The organism is Mesorhizobium sp. Root102 (assembly GCF_001425625.1).
Taxonomy (GTDB): domain Bacteria; phylum Pseudomonadota; class Alphaproteobacteria; order Rhizobiales; family Rhizobiaceae; genus Mesorhizobium.
This window is the reverse complement of record NZ_LMCP01000048.1, coordinates 159694-186000: the sequence shown is the minus strand read 5'-3', so window position 1 is coordinate 186000 and position 26307 is coordinate 159694. Positions and strand designations below refer to the sequence as shown.

Here is a 26307-nt window from a genome sequence, read left to right as displayed (position 1 = left end):
GAAAGGAAGACTGCCATGCCTGCTTCTCCCTCGACTGCCAACTACCGCATCCCGGCCGCCTTCGTGGAAATGAAGTTGCCCGGCGATGCCGACTATGTCGACGCCGGCAACCTGGTCGACTTCGTCTACACGCCGACCGTGACCAAGAAAGAGCACAACACGGCTCGCGTCGGCCTGCGCGCCAAGGACTTCACCGCCGTTACCGTGGTTGCCGCGTCGATCAAGGCGACGCTGGATGAGAACACCGCGCGCAACATCGCGATGTTCATGCTGTCGACGGTCGACACCAACACGGCCGGCGATCAGATCATCGATCCGCTGACGTCGCCCAATCTGACAGTCGACATCAGGCTGACCGCCACCAACACGATCGGGCCGATGATCGATTTCGAGGGCAACGTCACGCTGTCGCCGAGCGGCGATTTCAATCTGCTCGCCGACAATGACGACTTTGCCCAGATCCCGCTGATCGGCGATGTCAACAAGGCGGACGGCCGCTTCGGCCGCTTCACCGTGCGCCAGCAGGCAGGGGTCACCGCGTAATGGATGACCTGCTCGACCTTGGTCCGGCCGAGGAGGTCGTTTCGATCCGGGGCAAGACCCTGCTTGTCAGGGGCGTTCCTTCGAAAGGCATCATCGCCATCCTGCGCCGTTTCCCGGATCTCGCCAGCGCCATCGAGGGCGGCACCTCGGATGTCGAAAAACTGGCGGCGCTGGTCATGGCGATCGGCGGCGACGTCATCGTCGCCATCATCGTCGCCGGCCTCGGGAAATCCGGCGAGAAGGCCTATGAGGACAAGGCCGAAACCCTGCCGGCCGGCGATCAGTTCTCGCTGATCCTGGCGACGTTGCGGACATCGTTCCCAAACGGTCTCGCCTCTCTCGCCGCCGACATCAGGGCGATGAGAGGCGCAAGCGACGCCCAGCCGGCAGCGTCGGCGACGAGATCGCGGAAGCGATCGTCTACCTGATCGGCCACGGCTTCTCGTTCGAGACCTGCATGAACTTCACGCCGCGCCAGCTGGTCGCGGCGGTATCGATCAGGACCCGCCTAGACGCCCCGCCGGAGGACGGCCAGTGAGCAGCGGCCTTTCCATCTTCGTGCAGGCGGCTGCCGGGCAGTTCGACGCCGCCATGCTAGCAGCAACCGGCGATGTCAAATCCGCGTCGATGGGGACCGCGCACAAGGTCGCCGACATCGTCAAGCAAGGCGCCCGATCCGACATCGCCGCCGCGGGCTTCGGTCCGCGCTGGCAAAACACGCTGAAAGTCGTCGTCTACCCGCAGCGCGCGCTGTCGACGCATCCGACGATCCAGATCTATCACCTGATCCCCTATTCGGGGATCTTTGAGGATGGCGGCACCATATCGGGCAAGCCGCTTCTGTGGCTGCCGCTGTCGAACGCGCCCAAGCGCATCGGCAACAGCCGCATGACGCCTGCGCTCTACATCAGGCAGGTCGGGCCGCTGTTCCGCATCGACCGGCCAGGGCATCGTCCCCTGCTGGCGGCCAACATCGACACCAACCGGCGCGGCCAGTCGGGTGCGGCGCCGGTGACGTTGAGCGCGTTGCGCCGCGGTGCTTCGCCTGGCCGCAAGACATCGGCGGTGCCGCTGTTCGTCGGCGTCTCGTCGGTGACTTTGCGTGACAGGTTTTCGGTGCAGGAGATCGCCGACAAGGCGGCAGACCGGATGCCGGAGATCTTTGCCGGTGCGTTCAACAGCGACTAAGGACCGGCGGCGGCGAGGAATTGGCGCACGGCGGTCTTCAAATTGATCATTGCGGCATCGAATTCCGTCATGTGGTCATCAGACCCATCCGTGGCGAGTTTTGCCAACCGTAACTCCGCTTCGCTGACAGCAAGCAGGGCAAAGCCGGCTTCGGTGTGTGCGATGCGTTTCGTCTTTTCGTCCTTGTCGACGATCGAGGTTCTTATTTCAGCCAGCTGGACTTTGACCTTGGCAATGTTTGACGGCTCGGCATCTGCTCTGAAGGTAAGGGCCGCCAGCAGCAACACGAGGGCAATTTTCACGTATCGCATTTCAGGCGCCTCCTGGCCGGCTTTCGGCTGATCGTTTCCCGCAACGCGAGCCATCAGCGGCGGTGCTCTCGTCAGTCGGACAGTTGCCTTGAGAGACGCTAGCGCCGCCGGCCGCTTGCGGTGTGCGATACCCGTTGAAGACCGCCACAGCACGCGTGCCGTCGCCTTCAATATGCGTGTTCTGGCTATTCGGGTTGAGCGGATCGACTGTCTGCAAAAGCATGTTAGCGCGCCCTGCATCGCCTGCTGCGAGCGTCACGGTATCGTTGTGGTTCAAGTAATCTGCTGCGCAGCCTGAACACAGGCCGGCGGCGCCTAACACCAATAGTCCCCGGAAACGCATTGTTTCTTCCCCTCCCAAGAGGATGACGGATTTCGACAGAATTGTCGAATCTGTCTGACTTCGCGCCATCAGGATGGTTAAATTGGCAGAACGCAACGCGATCAACATTCTGATCAAGCTGCTTGGCGGCCAGGAGATGGAATCCGAGCTGAAGCAGCTCGGCACATCCGGCGAGGCGGCGATCAAGAAGATCGACGCCGCCGCCAAGGGCGTTTCGCTGGCCAATCTCGGCTCGGCCGTCAATGCGTTCGGCCGGGATCTTGCCACGGTTGCGCAGCGCACCGCCCTGGCCTTCGCGGGCATTGCCGTGGGTGTCGCCGCCGCCGCACCCGTTATCCTGTTGCTGGCCAAATCAGGGGCCGAAGCCGCCGACGCTGCCGGCAAGGCGGCGCAGGCGGCAGGCCTGCAGACCGACGCCTATCAGAAATTCGCCTTTGCCGCAGGCGAGGCCAATGTTGAGCAGGCGCAGTTCAATGTCGCCATGGCGGGTTTCAACAAGCAGATCATCAAGTCCGCTGACGAGACCGCCAAGGGCGCAGCCAAGATCGGTTCGGCCATTGGGCAGGCCGGCAAGGATATCAAGCAGGGTGTCGGCTACACCGTTGAGGCCTTCGCCGACATTGGCGTCGAGGTGACGCGTTTCGGGGGCAAGCAGGAAAAACTGAAGGCAACCACCAAGGGCATCTCGACCGGCTTCGACGATCTCGGCATCAAGGTCAAGAATGCCAATGGTACGCTGAAGACCAACGAGCAGCTCTTGCTGGAGGTCGCCGACGCCTTCCAGAAGATGCCGGATGGCGCACGCAAGTCGACGGTCTCGCTGAAGCTGTTCGGTGAGGCTGGCGCCAAGCTCATTCCGTTCCTGAACGAGGGCGCGGCGAAAATAAAGGAACTCGGTCAGACCGGCGCGGATCTCGGCATATTCTTCAGCGACGAGCAGATCAAGGCCGCCGAGGCCTTCAACGATTCACTCAACCGATTGAAACTGACGGTTGGCGGCGTACTCAAGCAGATCGGCCTGATCTTCGCGCCGGCCATCACCGCCGGTGCCTTGGCATTTCGCGATATCATTGTCCGCAACCGCGCCGCCATCCTCGATTTTGTCAGGAACGGCGTCCGGGTAGCGACGGTCTTCATCAAGGACTTCTTTGCCACGCTGTCGGGCAGGGACGCCGATGTCGCCGACAACCGGTGGCTGATTGAGTGGCGCGACAACATCGTTGGCTTCGGCCAGGATTTCGCGCAGGTGGTCAATGGCGTCGTGCTGCCCGCCATGCGTCTGCTACGCGAGGCGGCGAGACTCACCACCGATGCCGTGAACAACATTTTTGGCACCAATCTCAGCGCCGGAGAACTGTTGATCGGGGCCTCGATCATCAAGCTGATCGGCGGGTTCGGCCTGCTCCGCTCGGCGATCGTGCTTGCCATCGAGGCTCTCGCCTTTCTCAGCACCGCGCTGCTCGCGACGCCTGCCGGCCGGGTCATCCTCGCCATCGCCAGCGCGCTGGGATTGCTCATCGCGGCATGGGATCGGGAGAAGACGAACCAGCAGGGCTGGATCAACTCGACCAATGCCCACAAGAGCGCGCTTGATGAACTGAAGGCGGCTATCGACGCGGTCAAGGCGGGCGTGCCGGGCGCGGAAGAAAACCTGAAGCGCCTGGCGCAGGCGCATCTCGATTCCGCGCGAGCGGCGCTGGAGGACGCAAAGGCACAGGTCGCGCAACAACAGCAGATCGTCGACGCCATGAAGGCAGGCGGTGATTTTGCCGCTCCGCTGGGCGCCGATATCGACACCCAGACCGAAGCCCTGGTGCGCGCGAACATCACCCTCGCCAAACGAACCCGCGAGCTTGATGATATCCAGAAGACGCTTGACGAGAAAGTCGTCGGCAATATCGAGGATCTTCGCCAGGGCGCAACCCAGGCAGCGACTGGAGTTACACAGCTCGGTGCGGCCGCTGACGAGGCAGCAGGCAAGGTCCAGAACCTAGATCATCAGATCACAGTCATCCGCGGCGGCGGCGCCGGCGGCATCACCAAGGAAGTGTTCGACGTCATCGACGGCGTCGCGCATCGTGCCGACCAGTCGAAAGCTGCTCTCGACGGTGTCGCCGATAGCGCCGAATCGGCGGCTGGCCGGGTCAAGAACGTCTCCAACGAAGTCACCAACTCCATCGCCGCCGTGCCGGACGCGATCAAGCCGGACGCGGCGGCGGCGGCGGTCGATGGCATCGTGTCCGACGTCGACCGCATCGCGCCCGCCGCTCAGACCGCCGCGTCCGGCGTCAGCGACGCGCTCGGCAACATCGACGCCGGCAATGCCGATCAGGTTGCGCAGGCGATCGTCGGTCCGTTCGAAAGCCTGCCCGGCAAGATCAGCACGATCATGTCTGGCATGCAGAGCCTGATCCAGGGCGGGTTTTCCAGTCTGGCCTCGATCGTCAACAGCCTTGCAGCGCAGATCAACACGGCGATTGCCCGCATCCTGTCGGCGCTGCGTGAGGCGGCTGCGGCTGCGGCTTCCTTGCGGGCGCAGGCCGCGTCGTCGTCTTCTTCGTCATCTTCAAGCGGCGGATCCCATGGCGGCTTTGCCGGCGGCGGCGCCGTGCGCGGTCCTGGCGGTCCTAAGTCCGACAGCATCTTGGCGTGGCTGTCGAACGGTGAATATGTGTTCACGGCCGAAACGGTGAAGCGGATCGGCGTCGATGTCCTCGATGCTTGGAACTATGGCAAGGATATCTTCGCTGGTCTTCGAGGCTTCAAGTTCGGCGGCGCCGTCGACAGTTTCAGCCGCTCGATCGCGATCCCGCGTTATGCCGGCGGCGGCCTGGCGATGGCGGGTGCGGCGACCGGCGGTTCTTCCGAAAGCCGGACACCCTTCATGCTGCAACTGCCTGGTGGCGAAGTGATCGACGACCTGACCATCGGCGACATCGGATTGCGCCGCCTTCAAACCGTATCGCTGCGCGGCGCCCGCGTCAGCGCCGGCCGTCCACCGAGGCGTAAATGACCCAGCCCCTGACCCTGCTCCGCCTCGACCCGATCGGCGTGCCGCCCTATTCAGCGCGTGGAATAACCGAGGACTTCACCCTTGATGGCGATGCGCAGCTGGCTCGCACTGTCAACAATGTGCTGATCGACCTCAGCGCCGGCGAAGAAGAAAAGTTCAGGCTGACCATCACCTGCACGGACCAGCAGATGCCGGCGCTCGACGGCGTCAGGCGCGGCATGGATCTGACCGTCGATTGCGCCACGGAGTTCGTCTACATGACCACTGGCGGGTCGCCGTCGCGCCCGGCCGCTTCGACCACGGACGATCCTGCGACGCGCAGCGAAGGTGCCTTCACGCTCTACCGGCCTCGCCTGACCATGATGGTGGCTGGCTACCGTCTCGGCTTCGACGAGTGGGGCGCCGCCTGCAACTGGTCGCTTGATCTGATCGAGGTGTAGGCATGTATTTTTTTGCCTTCGTCGACAGCGGCGATACCGTCTTCGGTCCCGAGCATGAGGTTGAGGATCTCCTCGTCGTTGCCTACGAACTCATCCATCAGGAAGGCGAGGACGCAACCCTCGACCTGACGGTCAAGAACCCGCGCATCGGCTTGCTGGCATCGGGGCGCAAGCAATGGCTGCTGATGTCGTGGCGCGATGACGCCAACCCGACGACGGGTGCAGTGCTGATGTTTCGCGGCCGGCTGGTTGGCATTCCGACCGACCTTCTGCGCAATCAGGTGACGATGCAGTTCATTGCCCGGCCACCCGATTATGATGCGCAGAAACAGGCCTTGGCCGAGACCCTGAAAGTCGCGCCGTGGTGGGATCCGATGTGGATCAGGCCGGACTTCCGCGACGATCCCGATACCGTGCTGGAAGCGCGCACTCAGCTTTACCATATCGACCGCGTCTCGCTTGAGGTGACGGTGTCCGACCTCCTCAACGGCGAGGATGGGATGCTCGACGTCGGCGGCGACTTCATTGCGGAATCGCTCGACATCGCCTTCGACAGCCAGCCCGTTCGCCGTGTTTTGGTCGAAGGCTCGATTACTTGGGATCAGACAGCAAGCGGCGTTGTCGACATTTCGCAGCAGTTGAAGGATGCCTTTGCCGCGGTCGACAGTGGAGACGGCCACTCGATCCGCTCGCTGACCGGCGACGGTGTGATGGAAGATTTCCCCGAGGAGGGCGGCAATATCGGCGGTGGCTGGAAAGTCGGGCCGTCCTCGATTGTTCGCACCGACGGCTTTGTCCGGCCGACCGATTACCATCAGGTGGTGATGACCAACGGCACCGAGAAATTTCCGGTGTGGGACATGAACCCGGTTTTGACCGCCGCCTACGATGTCTCCCGGCCGCGCGAGGAGGTGGTGACCTTCACGCTGGAAGCCGATTGCCAGGCGATCCTGACCGATCCCGGCGACGAGGAAGTCATCGCCATCAAGGTGTCGGGTCAGGCCGATGAACTGGTCGATCCGCCAAGCACGGATTTCCCGGACGGCACGCCGCCGATCGGCGATGTTCGCAGGCGCGCCTATCTGCCGACCGCGCGTGGTTTGCGGAGCCTCGACTATCTGGTCTGCCTGGCGCGCGGCAACATTCTGGCGCGCTCGCGCGCGGTGAGCGTGACGGCGACATTGAGCCGTTTTGCCGATGGTGTCGGCTTGTCCTGCCGCAAGAATGCCCGTTTTGCCGATCCGCGCATTCCCGGTGGCGAGGCTGCGGGAAAAATTGTTGGCTACAAGATGAACGGCGTGGCGCGCACCCACACCGTTACGGTCACCATCGGCTGCACGGTCGGCAAGGGCAACACCGTGACCACGGTTCCCGGCACGCCTTCCTATGTCGACGAAGGATATGTCGATGTCGGTTACCAGCACTATGCCGGGGCAACGCTGATGCCGGTTGTTGGCGAGGTCACCTATGAGGATTTTTCCGATATCCCCCCTGTCGATGACGGCGTCGATTTCTTCGATATGCGGCCCGCCGACATGGTGACGCAGATCACCATCATCAACACGCTGCCGGCGCAGCAGGCCGTTCTCGATGCTTTCAAGCCGGACCTGTCGGCGGCGATTGCGGCCTTGAACCAGGTGTTCACCGAAGTCGACGGCGACCTGAAGAAATTGACCATCGGCCGCGACGATCCGCCGTTCCGGACGCTCTATCCGATCACGATCAGCGCCCTGATGGTGCCTCGCACAATTGACTTGGAAGCCGCCTGATGCCCGACATCATCGGTCTTTCCAATCCATGGCGCGCCGGCCGCAATTCCAGCGGTGCCAGAGTTCAACTGTTCGACAGCGGCAACAATGGTGCGGATGTCCTCAATCGCACGCTGGCAAAAGTGCCGGTCAAGGACACGTCCGGAGATGCCGATTTCCGCTTCGGCAAGGCGGCGCGCTTCACCCTGACGACACCGGAGCAGCGGACCAACCCTGGCGGCGGGGTGACCTGGCCGCCGGATGATCCGGTCGACGATCCGGCCGATGGCATCGTCGTCATCGACTATGACTACGTCGACCGCGCTGTCGAAAAGATCAGGGTCGAAAACCCTGAAGACTCCGAGCAGTGGGTCGAGATCGAGCGCATCACCAAGCTTCTGATGCGGCGCCGCGACAACGGCACCTATGTCCGGTTCAATTTCGACTGGTCGAAGAAGCCTTCCGAATCCACCGACGCCACCTGACGGGATCACCCAGATGACAATCACTTACCGCTCGGTGAAGGGGTCGAACCTCAACGCAACCGAGGTCGATAACAATTTTCACGATGTCGATGACCGGCTGACCGACCTGGAGGAAAACCCTCCTGAAGCGACCGGTATTTCCAACATCACCGTGTCCGGCACCCAGATGACCATCTATCTGGAGGATGCCACGGTCCTTGGTCCCTATACCTTGCCACAGGCGAATTTCCGCCCGAGCGTGGTGGCGACGATCACGACCACGACCTATGACCCGGTGCTCGGCGACGCCAATGGTTACAAGCGCTGCACCAACGATGCCGGGTGTGTCGTCAACCTGCCATCGGATGCCGAACTGGCTTTCCCGATCGATGGCGAAATCACATGGTGGCATGACGGCGTCGACCCTGTTTCCTTCGACTGGTCGACGGACACCGTCGTGAGGTTCCCTTCCGGCTACCTGCCGCAGACCGCCTTCCGCTATGTCGCGGTGACGTCGAAGAAGGTCGCCGCCGACACCTGGCACCTGATCGGCCTGCTTGCCGAGGACGTGACCGCCTGATGCCTGGTCCCTATGGTTCGCTTGCCAACCCGGTCCCGCTCGATCCGTTTCAGGAAATCGTCAACGTGCATTGGGGCAGCAAATATCTGGCCGCCAATCTCGATGTCGGGATGGAGATCGTCGCCGGCGGCGAGAACGGCATCGGGCCGGGACCGGAATATGTCGATCCATGGTCCTATGCCTCGCTGACTGAGGCGACGCTGTTCTTCAATCCGGCGGATGCGCTGAGCACCTACAAGCAGCTTTCAGGTGGCGTCTGGTCTCCGGTGCTGTCAGACCAAGTCAGCTATACCGGCGAGCCTGCGCTGCCGGGCGCCTTCAGCTATGACCTTTGGCAGTACGCCGGCATTAGCAGCAGCGACAGCGTCCAGCCGTTCCACCGCTATGTCGAGGTGACAGGCGGCGCGGAGATCGACATCCCCGTTCCGTTTTCGGGCGAAAAGTTTACGGACGGTCTATCGGTCGAGGTCGACATTCTCGGTCAGCCCTTTGTCGGCGATGGGCCGCACCCGGCACCGTTTTCGGGGACCGTGCCGCTCTGGAAGACGGTCAAGGATATCAACGGACTGGCCGATATGGACGTGGTCGAATCGCCGACCGTGTCTGTCGCGGGTCTGACGATCATCTTCAAGGGCAAGACCTATGTCGCGATCGGTTCGAAGTGCCTGCCGAGCACGCTGATTTCGCAGCGCGGCGATTACTGGATATTGTTTGCAAGAGAGGGCGTGACGGCATGATGCTTGGAACGATTGCGTCGGGGCTGTCGCGCCAGCAGGCGGGCGGCCTTGCCACGCTGGTGGCGGCGAACTTCGTGACCGGGACCTACTCGGTGGCCAGCGTTGCGGTCACCGCGGCCGACATCGTCGACCAGCCGGGGCTGATCACGGCGAACGGCCTCGATGTGCCGGGCTGGACCCCAGACGCCGTGGTCGAATATGTCGGCGACGCGCTGGCCGCGCTGCTGACGATGGAGTGGACCGTCGTCATCGAATACCAGTGCCTCTGGAACACCGGGGAGGACATCCTCCTGGTTGTGAGCAATCCGGCCGGCTCGCAATTCTTCGAGATGCATCGCGGCGCCCTCTCGACGCGGCGCATGATCGTCACCGAGACCGGCGACAGCCAATATCGCGAGACGATCGACATCGACCAGCACAATGTCGGGCTTCATCGCATCGCGGTGACGAGTGCGGCGGCGCGGCTTTCGCTCTCGGTCGACGGCGACCCGGTCATCACGGACACCAGCGCGATGGACTATTCCGGGCTGACGCGGGCGCTGATCGGCGCCTACTTCGACGACGAGACGGAAAATGAGTTCTACCTGCGCTCGGTGACGATCTACGACCCACAGGAAGACAGCCTGCTGCCGACGCTCTCGGCCTGACGAAAATCTGCCCGGCAAACCACGCGATCACGCAAAAAAACCTGCCCGCGAGGGCGGAAAGGAACTGCCATGTCGATCCCATCCAGCTGGATGCCGAATGCCACGATTGCGCGCGTCATCCTTCATTGGACCGCCGGCGCCCACAAGGCGACGGATTTCGACCGCCAGCACTATCATCTGCTGATCGAGGACGACGGCAAGCTGATCCGTGGCATCCCGACGATCGACCTCAACTCGCTGCCCAGGGCGCGATCTGGCTATGCGGCGCACACGCTGAATTGCAACACCGGCTCGATCGGCGTCTCGATGTGCGCCATGGCCGGTGCCATCGAGCGCCCCTTCAAGGCCGGCACGCAGCCGCTGACGAAGGCGCAGTGGGATGCGGCATCGCAGGCGGTTGCCGAACTGTGCCGGCGCTACACGATCCCGGTCGGCCCGCGGACGGTGCTGTCGCATGCCGAGGTCCAGGCGAACCTTGGCATCCAGCAGCGCGGCAAGTGGGACATCGCCAAGCTTCCCTTCGACCCGGCCTTCGATACGCCACGAGAATGTGGCGATCGCTTCCGCGCTGAGGTCATCGCGAAGCTGGGCCGCTGATGCCTATGGCGCCCCAGGTGGAGCGGCGAAAGAACGGGGAACCATCGTGGCTATGGCGTCGCGTCATGCTCTACGCCGTTCTCGTCTGGGCCTGCTACCAGCTCTTCATCCTGATCAACGCCCCGGACACCCGCGTCAACGAGACGATCGCGTGGGGCTGGCAACTGATCATCATGGTGCTGGTCTTCGGCTACACCGGATTCGCCACCATGCAGGACGTCGTTGCCATCTACACGACCAGGGCGGCCCGCCCCTACGCGGATCCGCCGGTGGAACCGACGCCGGCGCCGGACCAGACAATCACGGTCCAGACGGTCGCCACGCCGCCGCAGCAACAAGGAATGGGCGAATGACTGACGTGAAGACGCAGCCTGTCAAGGCGACACTGGTTGACGATATCGACGAGCATGTGGGCACACCGGGAGCCTTCGAGTTCGTGAACCATTACAAGGTCACGCCAGAAGGCCGCGCCCGAGCGCGTCAGGAAGCTGTCGAACAGCCGGCCGGCATGTTTTACGTCTGCCCGTGCGGCTGCGGCCATCAAGGCTATCTCGCAATCCGTCCAGCGGTCCCGGAGCACCCGTCTTGGGCGTGGAACGGAAACCGCGAAGCCCCCGTGCTTTCGCCGTCGGTGCACCATGTCGGGCACTGGCACGGCTATCTTGGCGGCTCGGATGGGTTGCAGCCTGGTGTCTGGGTGTCATGCTGATGGGCGGCGGCGGCAATAACCTAGACTTCTGGGGCCGGGTCGGAATCGCAGTCCTGATCGAACGGGCCGTGCCGTTCCTGGTCATGCTGGCCATCGCGGCGGCGCTATACATGGTGTGGGCATGACGACCAAGCTTATTGCCGCCCTGTGCGTCGTCATCGCCTTCCTGGTGCTCGGGCTGACCGCCTACCACTACAAGCTGGCCGCGCGCGACGCGGTGACCGCGATGGAAGCCGCCAAGCGCAGCCTGGCCACCGCGCTCGAGGTCAACGCCGACAACGAAAAGGCGATGACGGCGCAGGCCAATGCGCAGGCGAAGGCCGACCGGCTGGCGGCCGATCTCGCCGACGAGATCGATATTGCAAATCAATCCGCGCTGGCCGTCGCAAGGACGCTGGCCGATCTGAGGATGAAAAATGCGGATGTTGACAGCTACCTCAAAGCTCCTGTGCCTGGCGCTCTGCGCGGCCTGTACGCCGACAAGCCCGCCGATCCTCACTAAATACGTGACGGTCGAGCGTCACGTTCCGGCATCGTTCAAGCGGCGCTGTCCGGCGCGCTGGCACAAGCCGGGCGGCCCCGAAACGACCGGTGATTTCGTCGAGCGTGGCGATGCCAACGAAGCAGCGCTCGCCGTCTGCTCTGCGCGGATGGACAAGATCATCGCCTGGGACAAGCCATGAGACCGTGGCTGACGGTGATGCTGATCGGCATGGCTGCCTGCCTGGCGGCGATCGCCATCCTTTCAATCTGAAGCAGTGCATGGAAAAAGGCTGGGGCGAATGGATGATATGAACGCGACAGAAAAGATTGCCGACAACGTTCTGCTCCTCGTCGTGGCGAGGATATCCATGGCGCTGGCGCTGCCGACGATCGGTCTCATCGCCTTTCTCGGCTCGCAATGGCTGGATGGCCGTATCGATGCCGTGACGAAGACGGCGGAGCAGGCGAATGTCGTCGCCGCCAGGGCCAACGATGTCGCCGGCAGGGTCAACGACCGGCTGATCGCCGTCGAGACCAAGCAGGTCCAGGACATGGCCGCCAACGAGCGCTTCCAGAACGGCACGCTGAACAGGCTCGATCGCGTGCAGGATTCGCTGGTCGGGCTTTCGAATGCCGTGTCGGCACTGACCGCCACACTGCAGGCGGTGATGGAAAACAGGCGCACCGAACAGCCGCCGCGCTGACGCCGCCGCAATCCTCAAGCCCGCCGCGCCAAAAGGTGCGGCGGGCTTTTCGCATTTCAAGGCCTGCGCTATATCGCCTCGAATGGCATGGACACCGCAAAGGCTGATCGACGAGAAGATGAAGGTCCGGGCCTATTGCCACCGGTCTTCATGCAATCACAGCCAGGACCTCGACCTGGAAAAGCTGAAAGCCAGACTTGGCCCTGATGCGCCGGCAATGGCCGATGATCTGATCCCGAAACTGCGCTGCACCAAATGCGGCGGCAAGGAAGTCGGGCTGATCTACTCGCCTGATCCTGACAAGGTCTCAGGCATGGGTCGCAGTCACTATGCCAAGGCCAAGGGCCAATGAGCGACCCCGTTGGCACCGTCTATGTCGTCAGCATCTATGAAAAGCCCGACTGGCGCAGGCTGCTGACCACGCAGGACGCGGCAGCGGCAGAAGCACTCAGGGCGTCTATCGAGGCGGATGGCGAGAAAGCGAGGGTGCAGAAGTTCCCGCCGAAAAACTGAGGCCCTAGTTGCACCATGGCCGGCGCTTGCCGTTCCACCGCCGCGCCAGCCCTTCGGCGATCATGATCTCGCCGACATCGCGACCGTCGACCTCGACCGTCGCCAGCGTGCGGCCGTAGCGGTCGATCAGTCGCCCACTGGCCGGGTCACCCGCATGCATCGCGACCGTGCCGCTCGCCAGCAACTCAGCCATCCGCCGCTTCGCCACCAGCCCGAGCCGCAGCTCGGCCTCGCATTTGTAATCCCCGATCTCCGGCGCGTCGATGTTGGCGATTCGGACATGCCTGCCGTCGATGATGACAGTGTCGCCGTCGATGGCGAAGACGGACAGCAGCAGGGCGAACAGGATGGGCATCGCGACTATCCTATGCCATCCTATCGGTATTCAAAACGTCGCAGGCAGGACAGTTCATTTTCGCACCTTTCGTCGTACCACCTATTGTGCCCCTTATTGTGCCACAAATTTCGTGCCTGCGCCGAATTGCGCAGTGTTTTCAAAAGCACACAAAGGTGCGGGTGCATCTCGACCGCACCATTCTCTCTCCCCAAAATCCGATTTGTGCCAGCCTCCGCCCGCTACGGGCCGGGCGCATTTCGTTCGATATTCCCGCACGTTACGCCACTTTCTTTTTGAGCGTCGGATTCTCCCAAAACCGGTTTCCACTTTTGGGTCCGATGCTCTAGACCTGAGACGCATCTTTTCCGGGATTGCGATGGCGGGAGGCGCTGGTGGAAGGCGAGCACGAACGGACGACCGGCGCCAGGGCCGCCGAGGAGCATCACGCCGACATCTATGGCGAGGACGGCGCTGTCCTTTCGTCCTTCCTTGCGCGGATTGGTGCCGCGATCGCCGACCGCGATACGCTGACCCTCAAGCATGAAGTCGACGACCTCCATCAGTCGGAACTTGGCGACCTGCTTGAGGCGCTGCATCCCGAACAGCGCCGTGTGCTGGTTGAACTCCTGGGCGCGGATTTCGATTTTTCCTCGCTGACTGAGGTCGACGAGGCGATCCGCATGGAGATCGTCGACAATCTGCCCAATGCGCAGATCGCCCAGGCGGTGCAGGAGCTCGATTCCGACGACGCCGTCTACATTCTCGAAGACCTCGAGAAGGAAGACCAGGACGAGATCCTGTCGCAGCTGCCGTTCACCGAGCGGATCAGGCTGCGCCGCTCGCTCGACTATCCCGAAGAGACGGCTGGCCGGCGTATGCAGACCGAGTTCGTCGCGGTGCCGCCGTTCTGGACGATCGGTCAGACCATCGACTACATGCGCGAAGACCAGAATCTGCCCGAGCGCTTCAGCCAGATCTTTGTCATCGATCCGACCTTCAAGCTGCTCGGCGCCATCGACCTCGACCAGATCCTGCGCACCAGGCGCTCGATCAAGGTCGAGGAGGTCATGCACGAGACGCGGCATGCCATTCCCGCCACCATGGACCAGGAAGAGGCGGCGCGGGAATTCGAGCAGTATGACCTATTGTCGGCCGCCGTCGTCGACGAAAACGAGCGGCTTGTCGGCGTGCTGACCATCGACGACGTGGTCGATGTCATCCAGCAGGAAGCGGAAGAAGATCTCTTGCGCATGGGCGGTGTCGGCGACGAAGAACTCTCCGACAGCATTCTTTCGACCTCGCGTTCACGGGTTCCATGGCTGCTGGTCAATCTCTTGACCGCATTCCTGGCGGCATCGGTGATCGGGCTGTTCGACCGCACGATCGAACACATCGTGGCGCTGGCGGTGCTGATGCCGATCGTCGCTGGCATGGGCGGCAATGCCGGCTCGCAGACCATGACCGTCACGGTGCGGGCGCTGGCGACCAAGGATATCGACATCTACAATGCCGGCCGCATCATCCGCCGCGAAATGGGCGTCGGTTTCATCAACGGCATCGTCTTTGCCATCCTGATCGGTATCGTTGCCGCTGCCTGGTTTCGCGACCCCAATCTGGGCGGCATCATCGCGGCGGCGATGATCATCAACATGTTCGCCGCCGCCTTGGCCGGCATCCTGATCCCGCTGCTGCTCGACCGTTTCAAGGTTGATCCGGCGGTCGCTTCGGCGGTCTTCGTCACCACGGTCACCGATGTCGTCGGCTTCTTTGCGTTTCTCGGCATTGCCACATGGTGGTTCGGCGTGCCCTGAGGGCTACCTGTCGTGCCTCAATTGACTTTTACGTAAGTGCCATGCGAGGCTTGCGCGGGGCGCCATATCGATTCCGGCATGGCATGGGTTTTGGTTCGGGACCGAAGGGCGACGCCGCATGGCGATCGCCCGGGATTCCGGCGTGCGGGAGTGGCAATGCGAGAATATTATTCGATCACCGAGTTGACTCGCGAGTTCGACGTATCGACGCGGACGCTGCGCTTCTATGAGGACGAGGGGTTGGTGCAGCCGGTGCGGCGTGGCCGCACGCGGCTGTTTCGCCCGTCCGACCGCCACCTCATCCGCCAGATCATGCGCGGCAAGAGGCTCGGCTTTTCGATCAACGAGATCCGCGAAATCATTCAGATGTACAAGGCGCCGCCCGGCGAGGTCGGTCAACTCAAGCTGATGATCAAGCGCATTGAGGAAAAGCGCGAGGATCTCAGACAGAAGCGCCGGGACCTCGAAGAGACGCTGGCCGAGCTCGACCAGGCAGAGGAATCTTGCGTCGAGCGGTTGGTCGAGCTTGGTGTGAATACGTAGCGGTCTTTTCGTCACCCTGAGCGGAGCGCAGACCGCTCTTTTTGAGCGTCGCGGGTGTGCAAGGCGTCGAGATGTTGGAGGGGCAGCGCCCCCCGTCCTGCCGGACATCTCCCCACAAGGGGGAGGTTGGCAGCTTCGGCGCCGGCTCAAATCCAGCGTCGTACTCTTTTGGCGTAGTCGCGGTATTTCTTGCCGAACTTCGCTGCCAGCACCTTTTCCTCGCCCTCGATCGCGACCTTTTGCGTGGCATAGGCGGCGATGAACGCCAGCGGCAGGAACCATACGATCCCCGAGACCAGGGCGACGCCGATCAGCAGCAGCGTGTTGGCCAGATACATCGGATTGCGGGTGACGCCAAAGGGACCTGTGGTGACGAGGTGATCGGGCACCGCGTTAGGGTTGAGCGTGGTCTTGGCCCGCATCATGGTGCGGATCGCGGTGAACCAGAGTGCGGCGACGGCGAACAGTGCCACCCAGCCGGCGGCGAACAGGATATCGCCCAGGATGTCGCCGATCCAGGGCAGGGGATAGAGCAGGCCAAGCGCGATGCTGATGGCGATGGCGGCGGTGTAGATCAGCGGCGGCCACGGTATGAGCCCCGGCTTCGGCAGGTTCTCGGTCATTTGACCCCTTCCTCCATCAACTTGCTGTCGGTTTTGGCGGTGCACATGCCGGCAAGGTCGGACAAATGTGCCTTCCATTCCGCAGTCTGGTCGTTGTTGTAGAGCCTATCAAGCGTGGCCTCGCCCTCGAGCGTATCGAGCATGCAGACACAGTAGCTCGAACAGAACTCTGTGTCGCGCGACTGCTCGCAGGACAGTTGGCAGGTTTTGAGGAAGTTCACCTGCGGGGTTTCGACCTGTGCCGGCATGATCTGCGAGAACAGCCACACGCAGCCGATCAGCAGCGGCTGGTGGATCAGGTAGAAGGCCAGGCTGTGGCGGCCGATGAAGACGAGCGGATTGGCCCAGTGGCCGGGCTTCAGGTTCCCCAGCCACGTCAAGACACCCGCGCCCGCAGCAAGCTTGGTGACGCCGATGCCGAGAAGCACAGCGCCGAACCACGGAAACAGGGGCACGTAGTCGTTGGAACGCGGATTGTTCGCCGACAGGCCGACCCACCACAGCCACGGGGGATCGAACGCCTCGAAGCGCAGATACACGGGCGCCGTGATGACGAGCGCGGCAACGACCAGCGTCAACAAAGCCGGCAGCCGCAGGAAGGCGAGGCCGAGCAGGCTGGCCAGCGCGATCTCGTGCAAGATGCCGAAGAAGATGAAGCCGTCCGGGGTTGCGATGCGGGTGACGACCGAAATCGCAATCGCGGCTCCGGCGACCATGGCGAACCGCTTCCAGAAGCCGTTCCAGCGGATCTGCCGGCCATGGGCAAGGTACAGGCTGACGCCGACCAGAAACAGGAAGGTGGAAGCGATGCAACGTGCGTAAATCTTCCACCAGCCGAAGGCGGTCAGGCCGGGATCAGTGTAGCCGAAGAACTCCAGATCCCAGGTGAAATGGTAGCTCGCCATGGCGATGAGCGCGATGCCGCGCACGATGTCGATGGCGACGATGCGCTTTGTTCGATCCTGAACGGGTGCGGTCGGCGTTTGGATGCTCATGGTCTCGCATTCTGATTCAGCCCCGCAAGACGACTATCACGGTTGGCCCGGACAAAAGAAGACCGGGAGCTTTGCCAAGTACAGTGGCGCGGACGCTGGATCAGCCGCCACTTTAGGCCAGTGGCGGGAAGCCTTTGGCCGACTTCGCTTTTTGCCGGATACGCGTCGGTTTCCTCTTATTGGCGCGGGGATCGCCACGGCAGATTTGGCCCGATGATTCTGCTTTGGGGAAGCAATGTCCACCCATGTGCGCCATCCGATCTGGCTACCGGCCCTCAAGGCCGCGGACGCGCGCACCTTCGCTTCGCTCTATGCGGTCGAATCCTTCGCCCGCGCCACGGTGTCGAGCGTCATCCCGATCCAGGCCTATGAGATCCTGCACAACGAGCAGATCGTTTCGATCCTCTACACCGTGGTGGCGATGCTCGGCCTGTCGGTGACGCTCTTCATGCCGATGCTGATCCGCCGCTTTGCCCGCCGCTGGGTCTACACCGCTGGCGCCTGCCTGCTGGCCATAGGCTCGCTGTTCTTCGTCACCGACACGCTTGCCGGGCAACTGGCCGGCATGCTGTGCCGCGTGATGGGCGCCAGTGCGCTGTCGATCACGCTCAACCTCTACATCATGGACCACATCCGCAAGACCGATTTCATGCAGGCCGAATCGCTGCGCATGGCGTGGTCGATGCTGGCCTGGACAGGTGGGCCGACGCTCGGCATCTTCCTCTACACGCGCTTCGGCATCTATGCCGCGCATGGTGTGGTGGCCGTGTTCGCGATGGCCCTGCTGGCGCTGTTCTGGACCTACCGGCTCGGCGACAACTCGTCGATCCGCCCTGGCAAGACGCGGCCAGTCAATCCGCTCGCCAATATCGGCCGCTTCATCGCCCAGCCCAGATTGAGGCTGGCCTGGCTGATCGCCTTCGGTCGCTCCTGTTTCTGGACGACGTTCTTCGTCTACGGGCCGCTGTTCATGGTGATCACCGGCGAGGGCAAGCTGGCCGGCGGCCTGCTGGTTTCGGCCGGCAACGCGCTGCTGTTCATGGCCATCTTCTGGGGCAAGGCGGGAAAGCGCTTTGGCGGCCGCAGGACCATGACATTTGCTTATTTCGCCATGTCGGCCACGCTGCTGGCGGCGGGCTTCGTCGGCGAAACCGTGCCGCTGCTCACCGGCGCCTTCCTGCTCTGCGGCGCTTTCTTCACCATTGCGCTCGACGCGCTTGGCTCGACCGCCTTCATGCGCTCGGTGCGCTCCTATGAAAGATCGCAGATGGCGGCGGTCTATCGCACCTATCTCGACTTTTCCGAGCTGACGCCGCCGCTGGTCTATTCGGTGGTGCTGGTCTTCTTCGGCCTGGGCTCGGTATTCGTCACGCTCGGCCTGCTGGCGGCGGTCTGCGGCTTCGTGACCTGGCGTTATCTGCCGAAATCGCTTTAGTCGCCGACTAGGCGGTTGTCTCGCGCGCCGCATGCCGCTCGCGCACCCAGTTGTGGAAGCGATGCAGGTCGTATTCCTCGGGCATCAGCACGCCGGCTTGGTGGCGCATCGAGCGCAGGCCCTTCTGGTTGACCTCGCAGATCGTTGCATCCTCCTCCAGTACCTGCGTGCCGAAGGCAACGATGTTGTCGATGTCGGTCGCGGCGAGCGCCTCAGCCGCAAACAGCCATTCGGCGACAAGCTCGGTCTGCTCGGGGCCGAGCGGCACCAGCCGCACTGACCTGACATAGTCGACATGGCCGACTATGAACATCGACGGCAGGCTGGTGGCGTAGGTCTGGCCGGCAGCGCGTTCTGCTGATGTGAGGTTGGCGAAGACCGGCCCATGCGCCTGGCCGTCGCGCGACCATGTTTCGGCGCCAGTGCGCAGGCCGCCAGAAAATTCCGGTGCATCATTGTCGGCGTGTCGGGACCATTCGGGATCGTCATGCCTGCCCATCAGGCCGCGGCCATAGATCGGCACCAGCCGCGACAGGTCCTTGTGGACGCCCGGGCAATGCAGGCACTCGTTGAAATTTTCCCAGAAAATCTTCCAGTTGCAGTTCATCACCTTGCGCAGCACGTGGCCGCTCACCAGCCTCTCCAGCGGCCAGTTGCCGAGATCGCCGGAGGCGGGATCGAAGGATGCCTGCGCCGAGCCGGCGGCGTCTTCCTGCAGATTGACGAAGACGAAACCGCGCCACACCGAGAGTGCTACGCGATAAAGCGGATGGTCGGCTTTGTCGAAGCCTTCGGGCAGCGATTTCGACGGCACGCGCACGAGATCGCCGCGCAACGAGTAGGACCAGGCGTGGTAGGGGCAGGTGATCAGCCGCGCCTTCAGCCGGCCTTCGCTTTCCTGGCAGAGCTGCGAGCCGCGATGGCGGCAGGTGTTGTGGAAGGCACGCAACTCGCCGGTCTCGTCTCGCAGCACGACGATGTCCTGCGTGCCGATGCGGAATCTGCGGAAAGCCAAGGGTTGGGCTAGGTCGGCCTCGCGGCAGACGAGCAGCCAGCTTCTGTACCAGATAGCGTCGAGATCTTTTTGATAGCTGCCTGCATCCCAATAGGCCGATGACGGCAGCGTCGGCTCGGCCCTGGTCAGGCCGTTGTAGGGATCGCGCTCGCTGGCAATGGGCTGCATGGCTGGCTTCCTGTGAAGATGTCAGCCGACACCCGGTCAGGAAAATTGTCAATTGCGGCACCGGCGGGTCTCGGCTGGTACGACGCATTTGCGATGGTTGTCGGCGGAATTTGGTTTGCCGGACGCGAGGATTCTGCCTATAGTCGCCAATGTCGTCGGTTCCATTTTGGAGCCAAGAGGGAATGCGGTGAGGGCGAGTTTCGCCCGATGCCGAGGCTGCCCCCGCAACTGTATGCGGTAGTCCTCTCCATATGCCACTGAAGATCTTTTCTTCGGGAAGGTGGGGAAGGGCGCTGATCCGCGAGCCAGGAGACCTGCCGGCGACAGGAAACTGACTTCGATGCCCTCGGGTGGAGGGCGAAAGGACAAGATATGACTGCCGCTTCCATCTCCCTCGGCACCTCCGTCTCCTCGCAGTCGCGCTTCATGCAGCTCGCTCTTGCTGCGTTTCTCGGCATTTTCGTAATGGGCTTTGTCGGCTTCTCGCATATCGATGCGGTCCACAATGCAGCTCACGACTATCGCCATTCGATGGCGTTTCCCTGCCACTGACCAGGATCTGACATCATGAACCTGTTTCGCAACGTCGTGTTCATCGCGGCGATCGCGGGGCTCGTGGCCGGCGTCGTTCTCGCCTGCATGCAGGCCTATGCAACAGTGCCGCTGATCCTGAAGGCGGAAGTCTACGAACAGGCCGGCGGCGGCCATGGCCATGACCATGCCGCGGTACCGGCCGCAACGGGTACCACCGCCATGAGCACTGCGGCCCCGGCCGAAGCGACTGCTCCGGCGGAAGACGAGGGTTGGGCGCCGGCAGACGGTTTCGAGCGTTTCGCCTTCAGCGTGCTTGCCAATATCGTCACTGGCATCGGCTTCGCCTTGATCCTGGTCGCGGTTTCCGAATTCGCCGGCGGCATCGGCAATTGGCGCCAGGGCGTGTTCTGGGGGCTGGCCGGCTTTGCCGTGTTCACCCTGGCGCCGGGCCTCGGCCTTCCACCTGAACTGCCGGCCATGCCGGCTGCCGATCTGACCGAGCGCCAGATCTGGTGGTGGGCAACGGTGGCGGCGACCGCGATCGGCCTTGGCATGATCGCCTTCCGCAAGTCGCTGCCGCTGGCGATCCTGGCCGTGGCCTTGATCGTCGCGCCGCATATTGTCGGCGCGCCGCAGCCCGGCAGTTACGAGACGGCGATTCCGGAAGGGTTGCATCACCAGTTCGTGGTGGCGGTGACGGTGACCAATCTGGTGTTCTGGCTGGTGCTCGGGGCGGTCGTTGGCGTGGTGCGTGGCCGCTTGACGGGCACCGCGACCAACCTGCGCGACAGCTTTGCCTGACAAGGGATTGACCTTCCTCATCGGCGGTGCGCGCTCCGGCAAGAGCGCGCATGCCGAAACCCTGGCGACGGGTTTGCCGCCGCCATGGACTTATATCGCTACCGCGCAAGCCTATGATGACGAGATGGGTGAACGCATCGCGTTGCACCGGTCGCGGCGCGGCGAAGGCTGGACGACCATCGATGCACCGCTCGATCTCGCCGGCGCGCTTGCAGCCTTGCCGGACGATCAGCCGGTGGTTGTCGACTGCCTGACCCTGTGGCTGACCAACCATATGCTGGCCGAACACGACCTCGAGCTTGAATGCCATCGGCTGGCGGACGTGCTGTCGCGGCCGCGTGGTCCCTGGTTCGTGGTATCCAATGAAGTCGGACAGGGTATCGTGCCCGACAATGCACTCGCCCGCCGGTTTCGTGATGCCGCGGGCCGACTCAACCAGCAGGTCGCTGCTGTCGCCGATACAGTGCTGCTGATGGTGGCGGGGCTGCCGCTCAAGGTGAAATGACATGACCGACATCGACGATCAGGAAGAAGAACGCCACCGCGCCAAGATGGCCAAGCGCAAGGCGGTGCAAGATGCCGAAGTGGCGAGCAAGACGGTCGAGAAGGGGCTGCTGATCGTCAACACCGGCCCGGGCAAGGGCAAGACCACAGCCGCCTTTGGCCTGGCGCTGCGGATGCTCGGCTATGGCAAGCGCGTCGGCGTCGTCCAGTTCATCAAGGGCAAGTGGCACACCGGCGAGAAGGACGCCTTCGCCGCCTTCGGCGACCGCGTCGTCTGGCACGCGATGGGCGAGGGGTTCACCTGGGAGACACAGGACCTGAAGCGTGACATCGCAGCCGCCGAAGCCGCGTGGACCAAGGTGCTTGAGCTTATGGCCGATCCGTCGATCAGCCTGCTGGTGCTCGACGAACTGAACATTGCGCTGCGCTACGATTATCTCGATCTCGACAAGGTGGTTGCAGCGTTGAAGGCCCGGCGCGAGGGCCTGCACGTCGTCGTCACCGGCCGCAACGCCAAGCCGGCGCTGGTCGAGGCCGCCGACCTCGTCACCGAGATGGGCGCGACCAAGCACCATTTTTCCGCGGGCGTGAAGGCCCAGCAAGGGATCGAGTTCTAAGAGCTTCTACCCGCCCACAAAACGGGAGGGTAAGATCAGGCCACAATGAAAATAACCGCGACCAACCCAAACAGCGCGATCAGCAATGTGTCGGCGACGCGATAGAGTTTCAGCGCCTGCCTGATGTCGACGCTGTCGGCTTCGCGCCGCCCACCTTCGCCCATGAAGACGTCGTCGACCAGCACGCCGCCGTAGAAGCGCGGCCCGGCGAGGGCGAGGCCGAGCGCACCGGCCATTGCCGCTTCCGGCCAGCCGGCATTGGGCGATCGGTGTTTTTTCGCGTCGCGGCACACCGCGTGCCAGGCATTGCGCGGATCGGCGCCCCTGACCAGGAAAGCCGCAAGCACGATCAGCAACGCCGTCAGCCGCGATGCCGGCAGGTTGATCCAATCGTCGAAGCGCGCCGCCGCCCAGCCGAAGGCCTCGTGGCGAGGAGTGCGGTGGCCGATCATCGAATCGGCGGTGTTGGCTGCCTTGTAGGCAGCGCCGCCGGCCAGCCCGCCAACGCCGGTCCAGAAGGCGGGGGCGACGATGCCGTCGGAAAAATTCTCGGCCAGGCTCTCGATCGCCGCGCGGCAGACACCGGCCCTGTCCAGTGTTTCGGGATCGCGGCCGACGATTCGCGAGACAGCCACGCGGCCCAAAGCAAGGCCACCGGTGTCGAGTGCGTCGGCCACCGCCTCGACATGCTCGTAAAGGCTCTTCTGCGACAGAAGCGACGTCGCCAGAAGGGCAGTGATGATCAGGCCCATTGGAACGAACCAGAGCAGGATCTGCACGCCGAGGCCGATTATCGCCGGCACCAGCACGATGACCAGCAGCGCCTGGACACCACGCTTGCGACGCAGCGCGTCGGGATCAGTGGCGTGGTTGAGCCTGCGGTCAAGAAAGGATATCAGCCTGCCGAACCACGTCACCGGATGGCCGATGGCGCGAAACAGCCAGTCGGGGTAACCGAGGGCGAATTCGACGGCCAATGACAGGAAAGCGATCAGGACTGACATGAAGCTTCTTGAAGGAGCGGTGGACCATGGTGGAAGTCTTGGCCGGGCGTGGGCGCTTTTCCCCAACGCTTCGCGGCCTTTCGTCGACCTCTCGACCGGTATCAATCCGCACTCCTATCCGCTTTTCGACCTGCCCGCTACCACCCTGTCGCGGCTGCCGGAAGCCGCGCGCACGCGCGACCTGATAGAGATCGCGGCCAGCACCTATGGCGCGCCGTCGCCAGCCAACGTCGCGGCGGCTCCGGGCACTCAGATCCTGTTGCCGCGCGTCGCATCGCTGATCGCGCCCGGCAAGGCGCTGGTGCTGGGGCCGACCTATGCCGAACATGCCCGCGCAGCAGTGATCGCCGGGCACGAGGTGACCGAGGTCCGCGACTTCGCGGCCCTGGCCGACGCCGACCTTGCCATCATCGTCAACCCGAACAATCCGGATGGCCGCATCATCGAGCGCGACCGTCTGCTGGAGCTGGCTGCCGGTCTGCGCGCCAAGGGCGGGCTGCTGGTCGTCGATGAGGCGTTCATGGATGTCGGGCCGCGCGAGCACAGCCTCGCGGGCGATGTCGGCAAGGGCGGCATCGTCGTGCTGCGCTCGTTCGGCAAGTTCTTTGGTCTGGCTGGTTTGCGGCTGGGGTTTGCACTTTCCGATGCAGCGACAGTCGAACGGCTGGAAGCGCAATTCGGGCCCTGGGCCGTCGCCGGCCCGGCGCTTGAGTACGGCATCCTCGCGCTTGCCGACATCGGCTGGCAGGACGCGATGCGGGCATCCCTTGCGGAAGCATCGGCGCGGCTCGATGCGCTGTTCGGCCGCTTCGGCGTTCTCGTCGCGGGCGGCACCCCATTGTTCCGCTATCTCCGCTTGGCCGATGCCGCCGATCTGTTTTCCGCACTTGGTGAGCACGGTATCCTGCTTCGCCATTTTGCCGACCGGCCACATGTCCTGCGCGCCGGCCTACCGGGGAGTGAACTGGAATGGCAGCGGCTCGAATCCGCTCTTGTCGGATGGGCGGCGCGGCGCGAGGATCAATCAAAGGGTTCAAAACAATGATCCATGTCTGCTCGCTGGCAAAGATCGAGGAAACGGTGGCCAGGACCGGCGCCGATCGCATGCTGTCGCTGCTCGCCGCCGGCACGGAGGTGGTGCGGCCGGCCTCGATCATCAGGGAGAACCATCTGCATCTGGTCATGCACGACATTGCGGTGGCGCAGGACGGCATGACGATGCCAGGCGAGGATCATGTGCGCGACCTGCTCGATTTCGCGCGCCGGTGGGACCGGGCAAATCCGATGGTCGTGCATTGCTATGCCGGCATAAGCCGCTCGACCGCTTCGGCCTATATCATCGCCGCCGCACTGGCGCCGAAGCGTGACGAGGCCGAACTGGCGCGGACGCTGCGGGCGCTGTCGCCCTCGGCGACACCCAATCCGCGATTGATCGCCGTGGCCGACGCGTTGCTTGATCGCAACGGCCGCATGATCGAGGCGATCGAATCGATCGGGCGCGGCGCGGATGCCTTTGAAGGCACGCCGTTCGCGCTTAGGATAGACGGTTAGCTACTTCAGCCAGTCGGCGAGCTTCGCCTTGCGCACATCCCGCAGCAGGCTGATGAAGCCGTCAGCCTGATGTTCCGATGTCAGCCGGCCTTTTTCCGCCGTCGCGATGCTCGCATCGCCGACCACACCGTTCGGGTTGAGGTCGCTGGCGATCCAGGCAAAAGCGTGGGTGCCGGTGTGACGCAGCAGCGAGAATTCCTTTTCGGCCTTGGCGACATTGGAAATGAAATTGTCGGCCTTGCCCATGTCGACAAGATCGGGCCGGAAATGCAGCATCAGCGAGGTCTCGACATCGCCGCCATGGATGCCGTGGCGGTCCTCGAGCTCGGTGTACATGCCGGCCGGGCGGCCGAAGCGCTGCCAGCTGGTCTTAACCGCCAGCATGTTTTCACGCACGCGCAGTTCGCGTGTGACGATGCCCATGATCTCCTCGTTGCCGCCGTGCGAATTGACGACAATCAGCTTGCGCACGCCGGCGCGCGCGATCGACAGGCCAAGTTCGGTCCAGGCTTCGACCAGCGTCGTTGCCGGCAGGGTGAGGGTGCCCGGCGCGTGCAGATGCTCGTTCGACTTGCCCACCGCCTGGACCGGCAGGATGCGGATGTCGAGATCGTCGGGCAGACGGGCGATCACCGTGTCGAGCATCCCGTTCATGATCGAGGCGTCGGTCGAAACCGGCAGATGCGGCCCATGCTGCTCGATCGCCGCCACCGGCAGCACGGCGATGGTCGCCTCCGGGTCGATCGAGGCGTATTCGGTGGTCCGGTAGTCGCCCCACCACACACGTTTTTTCGCAACAGTCATGTTATGCCTCTTCAATGAACGGGCAGACCTAGCGCGGCAAGCGCGGCCTGTCGATCACCCGGCCGCGATCGCCTCTACCTCGACCTTGAATTCGGGCCGGGCAAATCCCGAGACGATCATCAGCGTCGAGGCTGGCGCGGGGCTCGAAAACAGCCGGTCGCGGACGTCCATGTAGGGCCGCAGATGCGCGCGGTCGGTGACATAGGCATTGATGCGGACGATGTCATGCAGACCCAGCCCGGCTTCGCCGAGCACCGCTTCGATGTTGCGGAAGCAGAGTTCTGCCTGCGCGCCGGCGTCTTCGGGTATCTGGTCGTCCGCGGTGATGGCGACCTGACCCGAGCACAGCACAAGTCGCTTGCCGGGCGGCACCTCGACGCCGTGGCTGTAGCGGGCAAAGGGCGGCTTGATCAACTTGGGGGTGAGGAATTTGAACATGGCATTCTCCGGTTTGGCGCCAGCCTAAGGCCTGACCCATTGCACCTTCAAGATGGCGGTGCATGTTGCCCGAGCGATTGTGGACAGGCGTTCAAAAAATAGGCACG

General features: G+C 63.3%; 37 protein-coding genes and 1 riboswitch. Of the genes, 28 read left to right on the top strand and 9 right to left on the bottom strand.

The window, feature by feature from the left end:
* Positions 1–15: 15 nt before the first annotated feature.
* The 3 genes from ASD12_RS32055 to ASD12_RS32045 all read left to right on the top strand — a co-directional run bounded on the left by ASD12_RS32055 (position 16) and on the right by ASD12_RS32045 (position 1731).
* Entirely contained in the window at positions 16–543 is a 528-nt protein-coding gene (locus ASD12_RS32055; RefSeq protein ID WP_056596555.1) for a hypothetical protein, read from the top strand.
* Positions 543–971 carry a hypothetical protein gene (locus ASD12_RS32050; RefSeq protein ID WP_056596554.1) on the top strand — a complete coding sequence of 143 codons (429 nt, stop codon included), beginning with the start codon at positions 543–545 and terminating at the stop codon, positions 969–971. Before ASD12_RS32055 ends, ASD12_RS32050 begins: the two co-directional genes overlap by 1 nt.
* Positions 972–1077: 106 nt before the next feature.
* The gene (locus ASD12_RS32045; RefSeq protein WP_056596553.1) at positions 1078–1731 is read left to right on the top strand and encodes a DUF6441 family protein; all 654 of its coding nucleotides are present in this window, start codon (positions 1078–1080) and stop codon (positions 1729–1731) included.
* On the opposite strand, the gene ASD12_RS32040 is transcribed toward ASD12_RS32045, so the two are convergent.
* Together ASD12_RS32040 and ASD12_RS33880 are read right to left on the bottom strand one after the other, a co-directional pair.
* Positions 1728–2042 (bottom strand): hypothetical protein, encoded by a 315-nt coding sequence (locus ASD12_RS32040; protein WP_082525790.1) that lies wholly within the window; start codon positions 2040–2042, stop codon positions 1728–1730. The two genes, ASD12_RS32045 and ASD12_RS32040, sit on opposite strands and share 4 nt — an antisense overlap.
* Position 2043: 1 nt before the next feature.
* Complete coding sequence (locus ASD12_RS33880; RefSeq protein WP_244483034.1) at positions 2044–2493, bottom strand: hypothetical protein; 450 nt, start codon at positions 2491–2493, stop codon at positions 2044–2046.
* Here ASD12_RS33880 and ASD12_RS32035 point away from each other — a divergent pair.
* The 16 genes from ASD12_RS32035 (at position 2468) to ASD12_RS35010 (ending at position 13020) form a co-directional block, all read left to right on the top strand.
* Positions 2468–5398 (top strand): hypothetical protein, encoded by a 2931-nt coding sequence (locus ASD12_RS32035; protein WP_056596547.1) that lies wholly within the window; start codon positions 2468–2470, stop codon positions 5396–5398. The two genes, ASD12_RS33880 and ASD12_RS32035, sit on opposite strands and share 26 nt — an antisense overlap.
* A complete protein-coding gene (locus ASD12_RS32030) occupies positions 5395–5838 on the top strand; it encodes a hypothetical protein (RefSeq protein ID WP_056596543.1) in 444 nt (147 codons plus the stop codon). The genes ASD12_RS32035 and ASD12_RS32030 overlap by 4 nt, the downstream gene beginning before the upstream one ends.
* Positions 5839–5840: 2 nt before the next feature.
* On the top strand, positions 5841–7607 hold the full coding sequence (locus ASD12_RS32025; protein ID WP_056596540.1) for a hypothetical protein: 1767 nt from the start codon (positions 5841–5843) through the stop codon (positions 7605–7607).
* Positions 7607–8071 carry a hypothetical protein gene (locus tag ASD12_RS32020; RefSeq protein ID WP_056596537.1) on the top strand — a complete coding sequence of 155 codons (465 nt, stop codon included), beginning with the start codon at positions 7607–7609 and terminating at the stop codon, positions 8069–8071. The genes ASD12_RS32025 and ASD12_RS32020 overlap by 1 nt, the downstream gene beginning before the upstream one ends.
* A gap of 13 nt (positions 8072–8084) precedes the next feature.
* Positions 8085–8630, top strand: coding sequence for a hypothetical protein (locus ASD12_RS32015; protein WP_056596534.1), 546 nt, complete (start codon positions 8085–8087; stop codon positions 8628–8630).
* On the top strand, positions 8630–9367 hold the full coding sequence (locus ASD12_RS32010; RefSeq protein ID WP_056596531.1) for a hypothetical protein: 738 nt from the start codon (positions 8630–8632) through the stop codon (positions 9365–9367). Before ASD12_RS32015 ends, ASD12_RS32010 begins: the two co-directional genes overlap by 1 nt.
* The gene (locus tag ASD12_RS32005) at positions 9364–10014 is read left to right on the top strand and encodes a hypothetical protein (protein WP_056596528.1); all 651 of its coding nucleotides are present in this window, start codon (positions 9364–9366) and stop codon (positions 10012–10014) included. Before ASD12_RS32010 ends, ASD12_RS32005 begins: the two co-directional genes overlap by 4 nt.
* A 69-nt stretch (positions 10015–10083) precedes the next feature.
* Positions 10084–10611 carry a peptidoglycan recognition family protein gene (locus ASD12_RS32000; RefSeq protein ID WP_056596525.1) on the top strand — a complete coding sequence of 176 codons (528 nt, stop codon included), beginning with the start codon at positions 10084–10086 and terminating at the stop codon, positions 10609–10611.
* A gap of 65 nt (positions 10612–10676) precedes the next feature.
* Positions 10677–10964 (top strand): hypothetical protein, encoded by a 288-nt coding sequence (locus ASD12_RS31995; protein ID WP_056596522.1) that lies wholly within the window; start codon positions 10677–10679, stop codon positions 10962–10964.
* Entirely contained in the window at positions 10961–11320 is a 360-nt protein-coding gene (locus tag ASD12_RS31990; RefSeq protein WP_056596519.1) for a DUF6527 family protein, read from the top strand. Before ASD12_RS31995 ends, ASD12_RS31990 begins: the two co-directional genes overlap by 4 nt.
* Entirely contained in the window at positions 11314–11445 is a 132-nt protein-coding gene (locus tag ASD12_RS35825; protein ID WP_280139607.1) for a hypothetical protein, read from the top strand. Before ASD12_RS31990 ends, ASD12_RS35825 begins: the two co-directional genes overlap by 7 nt.
* A complete protein-coding gene (locus ASD12_RS31985; RefSeq protein ID WP_156398690.1) occupies positions 11436–11822 on the top strand; it encodes a hypothetical protein in 387 nt (128 codons plus the stop codon). Before ASD12_RS35825 ends, ASD12_RS31985 begins: the two co-directional genes overlap by 10 nt.
* Positions 11737–12003, top strand: coding sequence for an Rz1-like lysis system protein LysC (lysC, locus tag ASD12_RS34540; RefSeq protein WP_348271742.1), 267 nt, complete (start codon positions 11737–11739; stop codon positions 12001–12003). Before ASD12_RS31985 ends, lysC begins: the two co-directional genes overlap by 86 nt.
* A gap of 99 nt (positions 12004–12102) precedes the next feature.
* Complete coding sequence (locus tag ASD12_RS31980; protein ID WP_056596513.1) at positions 12103–12507, top strand: hypothetical protein; 405 nt, start codon at positions 12103–12105, stop codon at positions 12505–12507.
* A gap of 82 nt (positions 12508–12589) precedes the next feature.
* Positions 12590–12859, top strand: a complete 270-nt coding sequence (locus tag ASD12_RS31975) for a hypothetical protein (protein ID WP_056596510.1) — start codon at positions 12590–12592, stop codon at positions 12857–12859.
* Positions 12856–13020 carry a hypothetical protein gene (locus ASD12_RS35010; protein WP_200953728.1) on the top strand — a complete coding sequence of 55 codons (165 nt, stop codon included), beginning with the start codon at positions 12856–12858 and terminating at the stop codon, positions 13018–13020. The genes ASD12_RS31975 and ASD12_RS35010 overlap by 4 nt, the downstream gene beginning before the upstream one ends.
* A gap of 4 nt (positions 13021–13024) precedes the next feature.
* Here the strand turns inward: ASD12_RS35010 and ASD12_RS31970 are convergent, their stop codons facing one another.
* Complete coding sequence (locus tag ASD12_RS31970) at positions 13025–13375, bottom strand: thermonuclease family protein (protein WP_056596496.1); 351 nt, start codon at positions 13373–13375, stop codon at positions 13025–13027.
* 374 nt (positions 13376–13749) lie between these two features.
* Between ASD12_RS31970 and mgtE the strand changes: the two genes are divergently transcribed.
* Together mgtE and ASD12_RS31960 are read left to right on the top strand one after the other, a co-directional pair.
* Complete coding sequence (gene mgtE / locus ASD12_RS31965; RefSeq protein WP_056596494.1) at positions 13750–15168, top strand: magnesium transporter; 1419 nt, start codon at positions 13750–13752, stop codon at positions 15166–15168.
* 156 nt (positions 15169–15324) lie between these two features.
* Complete coding sequence (locus ASD12_RS31960) at positions 15325–15711, top strand: MerR family DNA-binding transcriptional regulator (protein WP_056596491.1); 387 nt, start codon at positions 15325–15327, stop codon at positions 15709–15711.
* A gap of 146 nt (positions 15712–15857) precedes the next feature.
* Here ASD12_RS31960 and ASD12_RS31955 read toward each other — a convergent pair whose 3' ends face one another.
* Complete coding sequence (locus ASD12_RS31955) at positions 15858–16334, bottom strand: isoprenylcysteine carboxylmethyltransferase family protein (protein WP_056596489.1); 477 nt, start codon at positions 16332–16334, stop codon at positions 15858–15860.
* The gene (locus ASD12_RS31950; protein WP_056596486.1) at positions 16331–17329 is read right to left on the bottom strand and encodes a DUF1624 domain-containing protein; all 999 of its coding nucleotides are present in this window, start codon (positions 17327–17329) and stop codon (positions 16331–16333) included. Before ASD12_RS31950 ends, ASD12_RS31955 begins: the two co-directional genes overlap by 4 nt.
* A gap of 235 nt (positions 17330–17564) precedes the next feature.
* On the opposite strand from ASD12_RS31950, the gene ASD12_RS31945 reads away from it, so the two are divergent.
* Positions 17565–18764: an MFS transporter gene (locus ASD12_RS31945; RefSeq protein ID WP_056596483.1), complete on the top strand. Its 1200-nt coding sequence runs from the start codon at positions 17565–17567 to the stop codon at positions 18762–18764.
* Positions 18765–18771: 7 nt separating this feature from the next.
* Here the strand turns inward: ASD12_RS31945 and ASD12_RS31940 are convergent, their stop codons facing one another.
* Positions 18772–19947: an aromatic ring-hydroxylating dioxygenase subunit alpha gene (locus ASD12_RS31940; protein ID WP_056596480.1), complete on the bottom strand. Its 1176-nt coding sequence runs from the start codon at positions 19945–19947 to the stop codon at positions 18772–18774.
* 139 nt (positions 19948–20086) lie between these two features.
* Positions 20087–20284: riboswitch (cobalamin riboswitch) on the top strand.
* A 35-nt stretch (positions 20285–20319) separates the two neighbouring features.
* Between ASD12_RS31940 and ASD12_RS31935 the strand changes: the two genes are divergently transcribed.
* Genes ASD12_RS31935 through cobO form a run of 4 tightly spaced genes read left to right on the top strand, consistent with a single transcriptional unit; the run spans position 20320 to position 22403 of the window.
* A complete protein-coding gene (locus ASD12_RS31935; protein WP_056596477.1) occupies positions 20320–20499 on the top strand; it encodes a CbtB domain-containing protein in 180 nt (59 codons plus the stop codon).
* 15 nt (positions 20500–20514) lie between these two features.
* Positions 20515–21282 carry a CbtA family protein gene (locus ASD12_RS31930; protein WP_056596474.1) on the top strand — a complete coding sequence of 256 codons (768 nt, stop codon included), beginning with the start codon at positions 20515–20517 and terminating at the stop codon, positions 21280–21282.
* A complete protein-coding gene (gene cobU, locus ASD12_RS31925) occupies positions 21275–21787 on the top strand; it encodes a bifunctional adenosylcobinamide kinase/adenosylcobinamide-phosphate guanylyltransferase (protein ID WP_056596471.1) in 513 nt (170 codons plus the stop codon). Before ASD12_RS31930 ends, cobU begins: the two co-directional genes overlap by 8 nt.
* Position 21788: 1 nt before the next feature.
* Positions 21789–22403, top strand: coding sequence for a cob(I)yrinic acid a,c-diamide adenosyltransferase (gene cobO / locus ASD12_RS31920; RefSeq protein ID WP_056596468.1), 615 nt, complete (start codon positions 21789–21791; stop codon positions 22401–22403).
* A gap of 35 nt (positions 22404–22438) precedes the next feature.
* Here the strand turns inward: cobO and cbiB are convergent, their stop codons facing one another.
* Positions 22439–23407 carry an adenosylcobinamide-phosphate synthase CbiB gene (gene cbiB / locus ASD12_RS31915; RefSeq protein ID WP_056596465.1) on the bottom strand — a complete coding sequence of 323 codons (969 nt, stop codon included), beginning with the start codon at positions 23405–23407 and terminating at the stop codon, positions 22439–22441.
* Here cbiB and cobD point away from each other — a divergent pair.
* Entirely contained in the window at positions 23406–24452 is a 1047-nt protein-coding gene (gene cobD / locus ASD12_RS31910; protein ID WP_082525788.1) for a threonine-phosphate decarboxylase CobD, read from the top strand. The two genes, cbiB and cobD, sit on opposite strands and share 2 nt — an antisense overlap.
* Positions 24449–24958, top strand: a complete 510-nt coding sequence (locus ASD12_RS31905; RefSeq protein ID WP_056596461.1) for a tyrosine phosphatase family protein — start codon at positions 24449–24451, stop codon at positions 24956–24958. The genes cobD and ASD12_RS31905 overlap by 4 nt, the downstream gene beginning before the upstream one ends.
* On the opposite strand, the gene ASD12_RS31900 is transcribed toward ASD12_RS31905, so the two are convergent.
* Both ASD12_RS31900 and ASD12_RS31895 read right to left on the bottom strand, forming a co-directional pair.
* Positions 24959–25762: a creatininase family protein gene (locus ASD12_RS31900; RefSeq protein WP_056596456.1), complete on the bottom strand. Its 804-nt coding sequence runs from the start codon at positions 25760–25762 to the stop codon at positions 24959–24961.
* A gap of 54 nt (positions 25763–25816) precedes the next feature.
* Positions 25817–26200, bottom strand: a complete 384-nt coding sequence (locus ASD12_RS31895; protein WP_056596451.1) for a RidA family protein — start codon at positions 26198–26200, stop codon at positions 25817–25819.
* Positions 26201–26307: the final 107 nt, after the last annotated feature.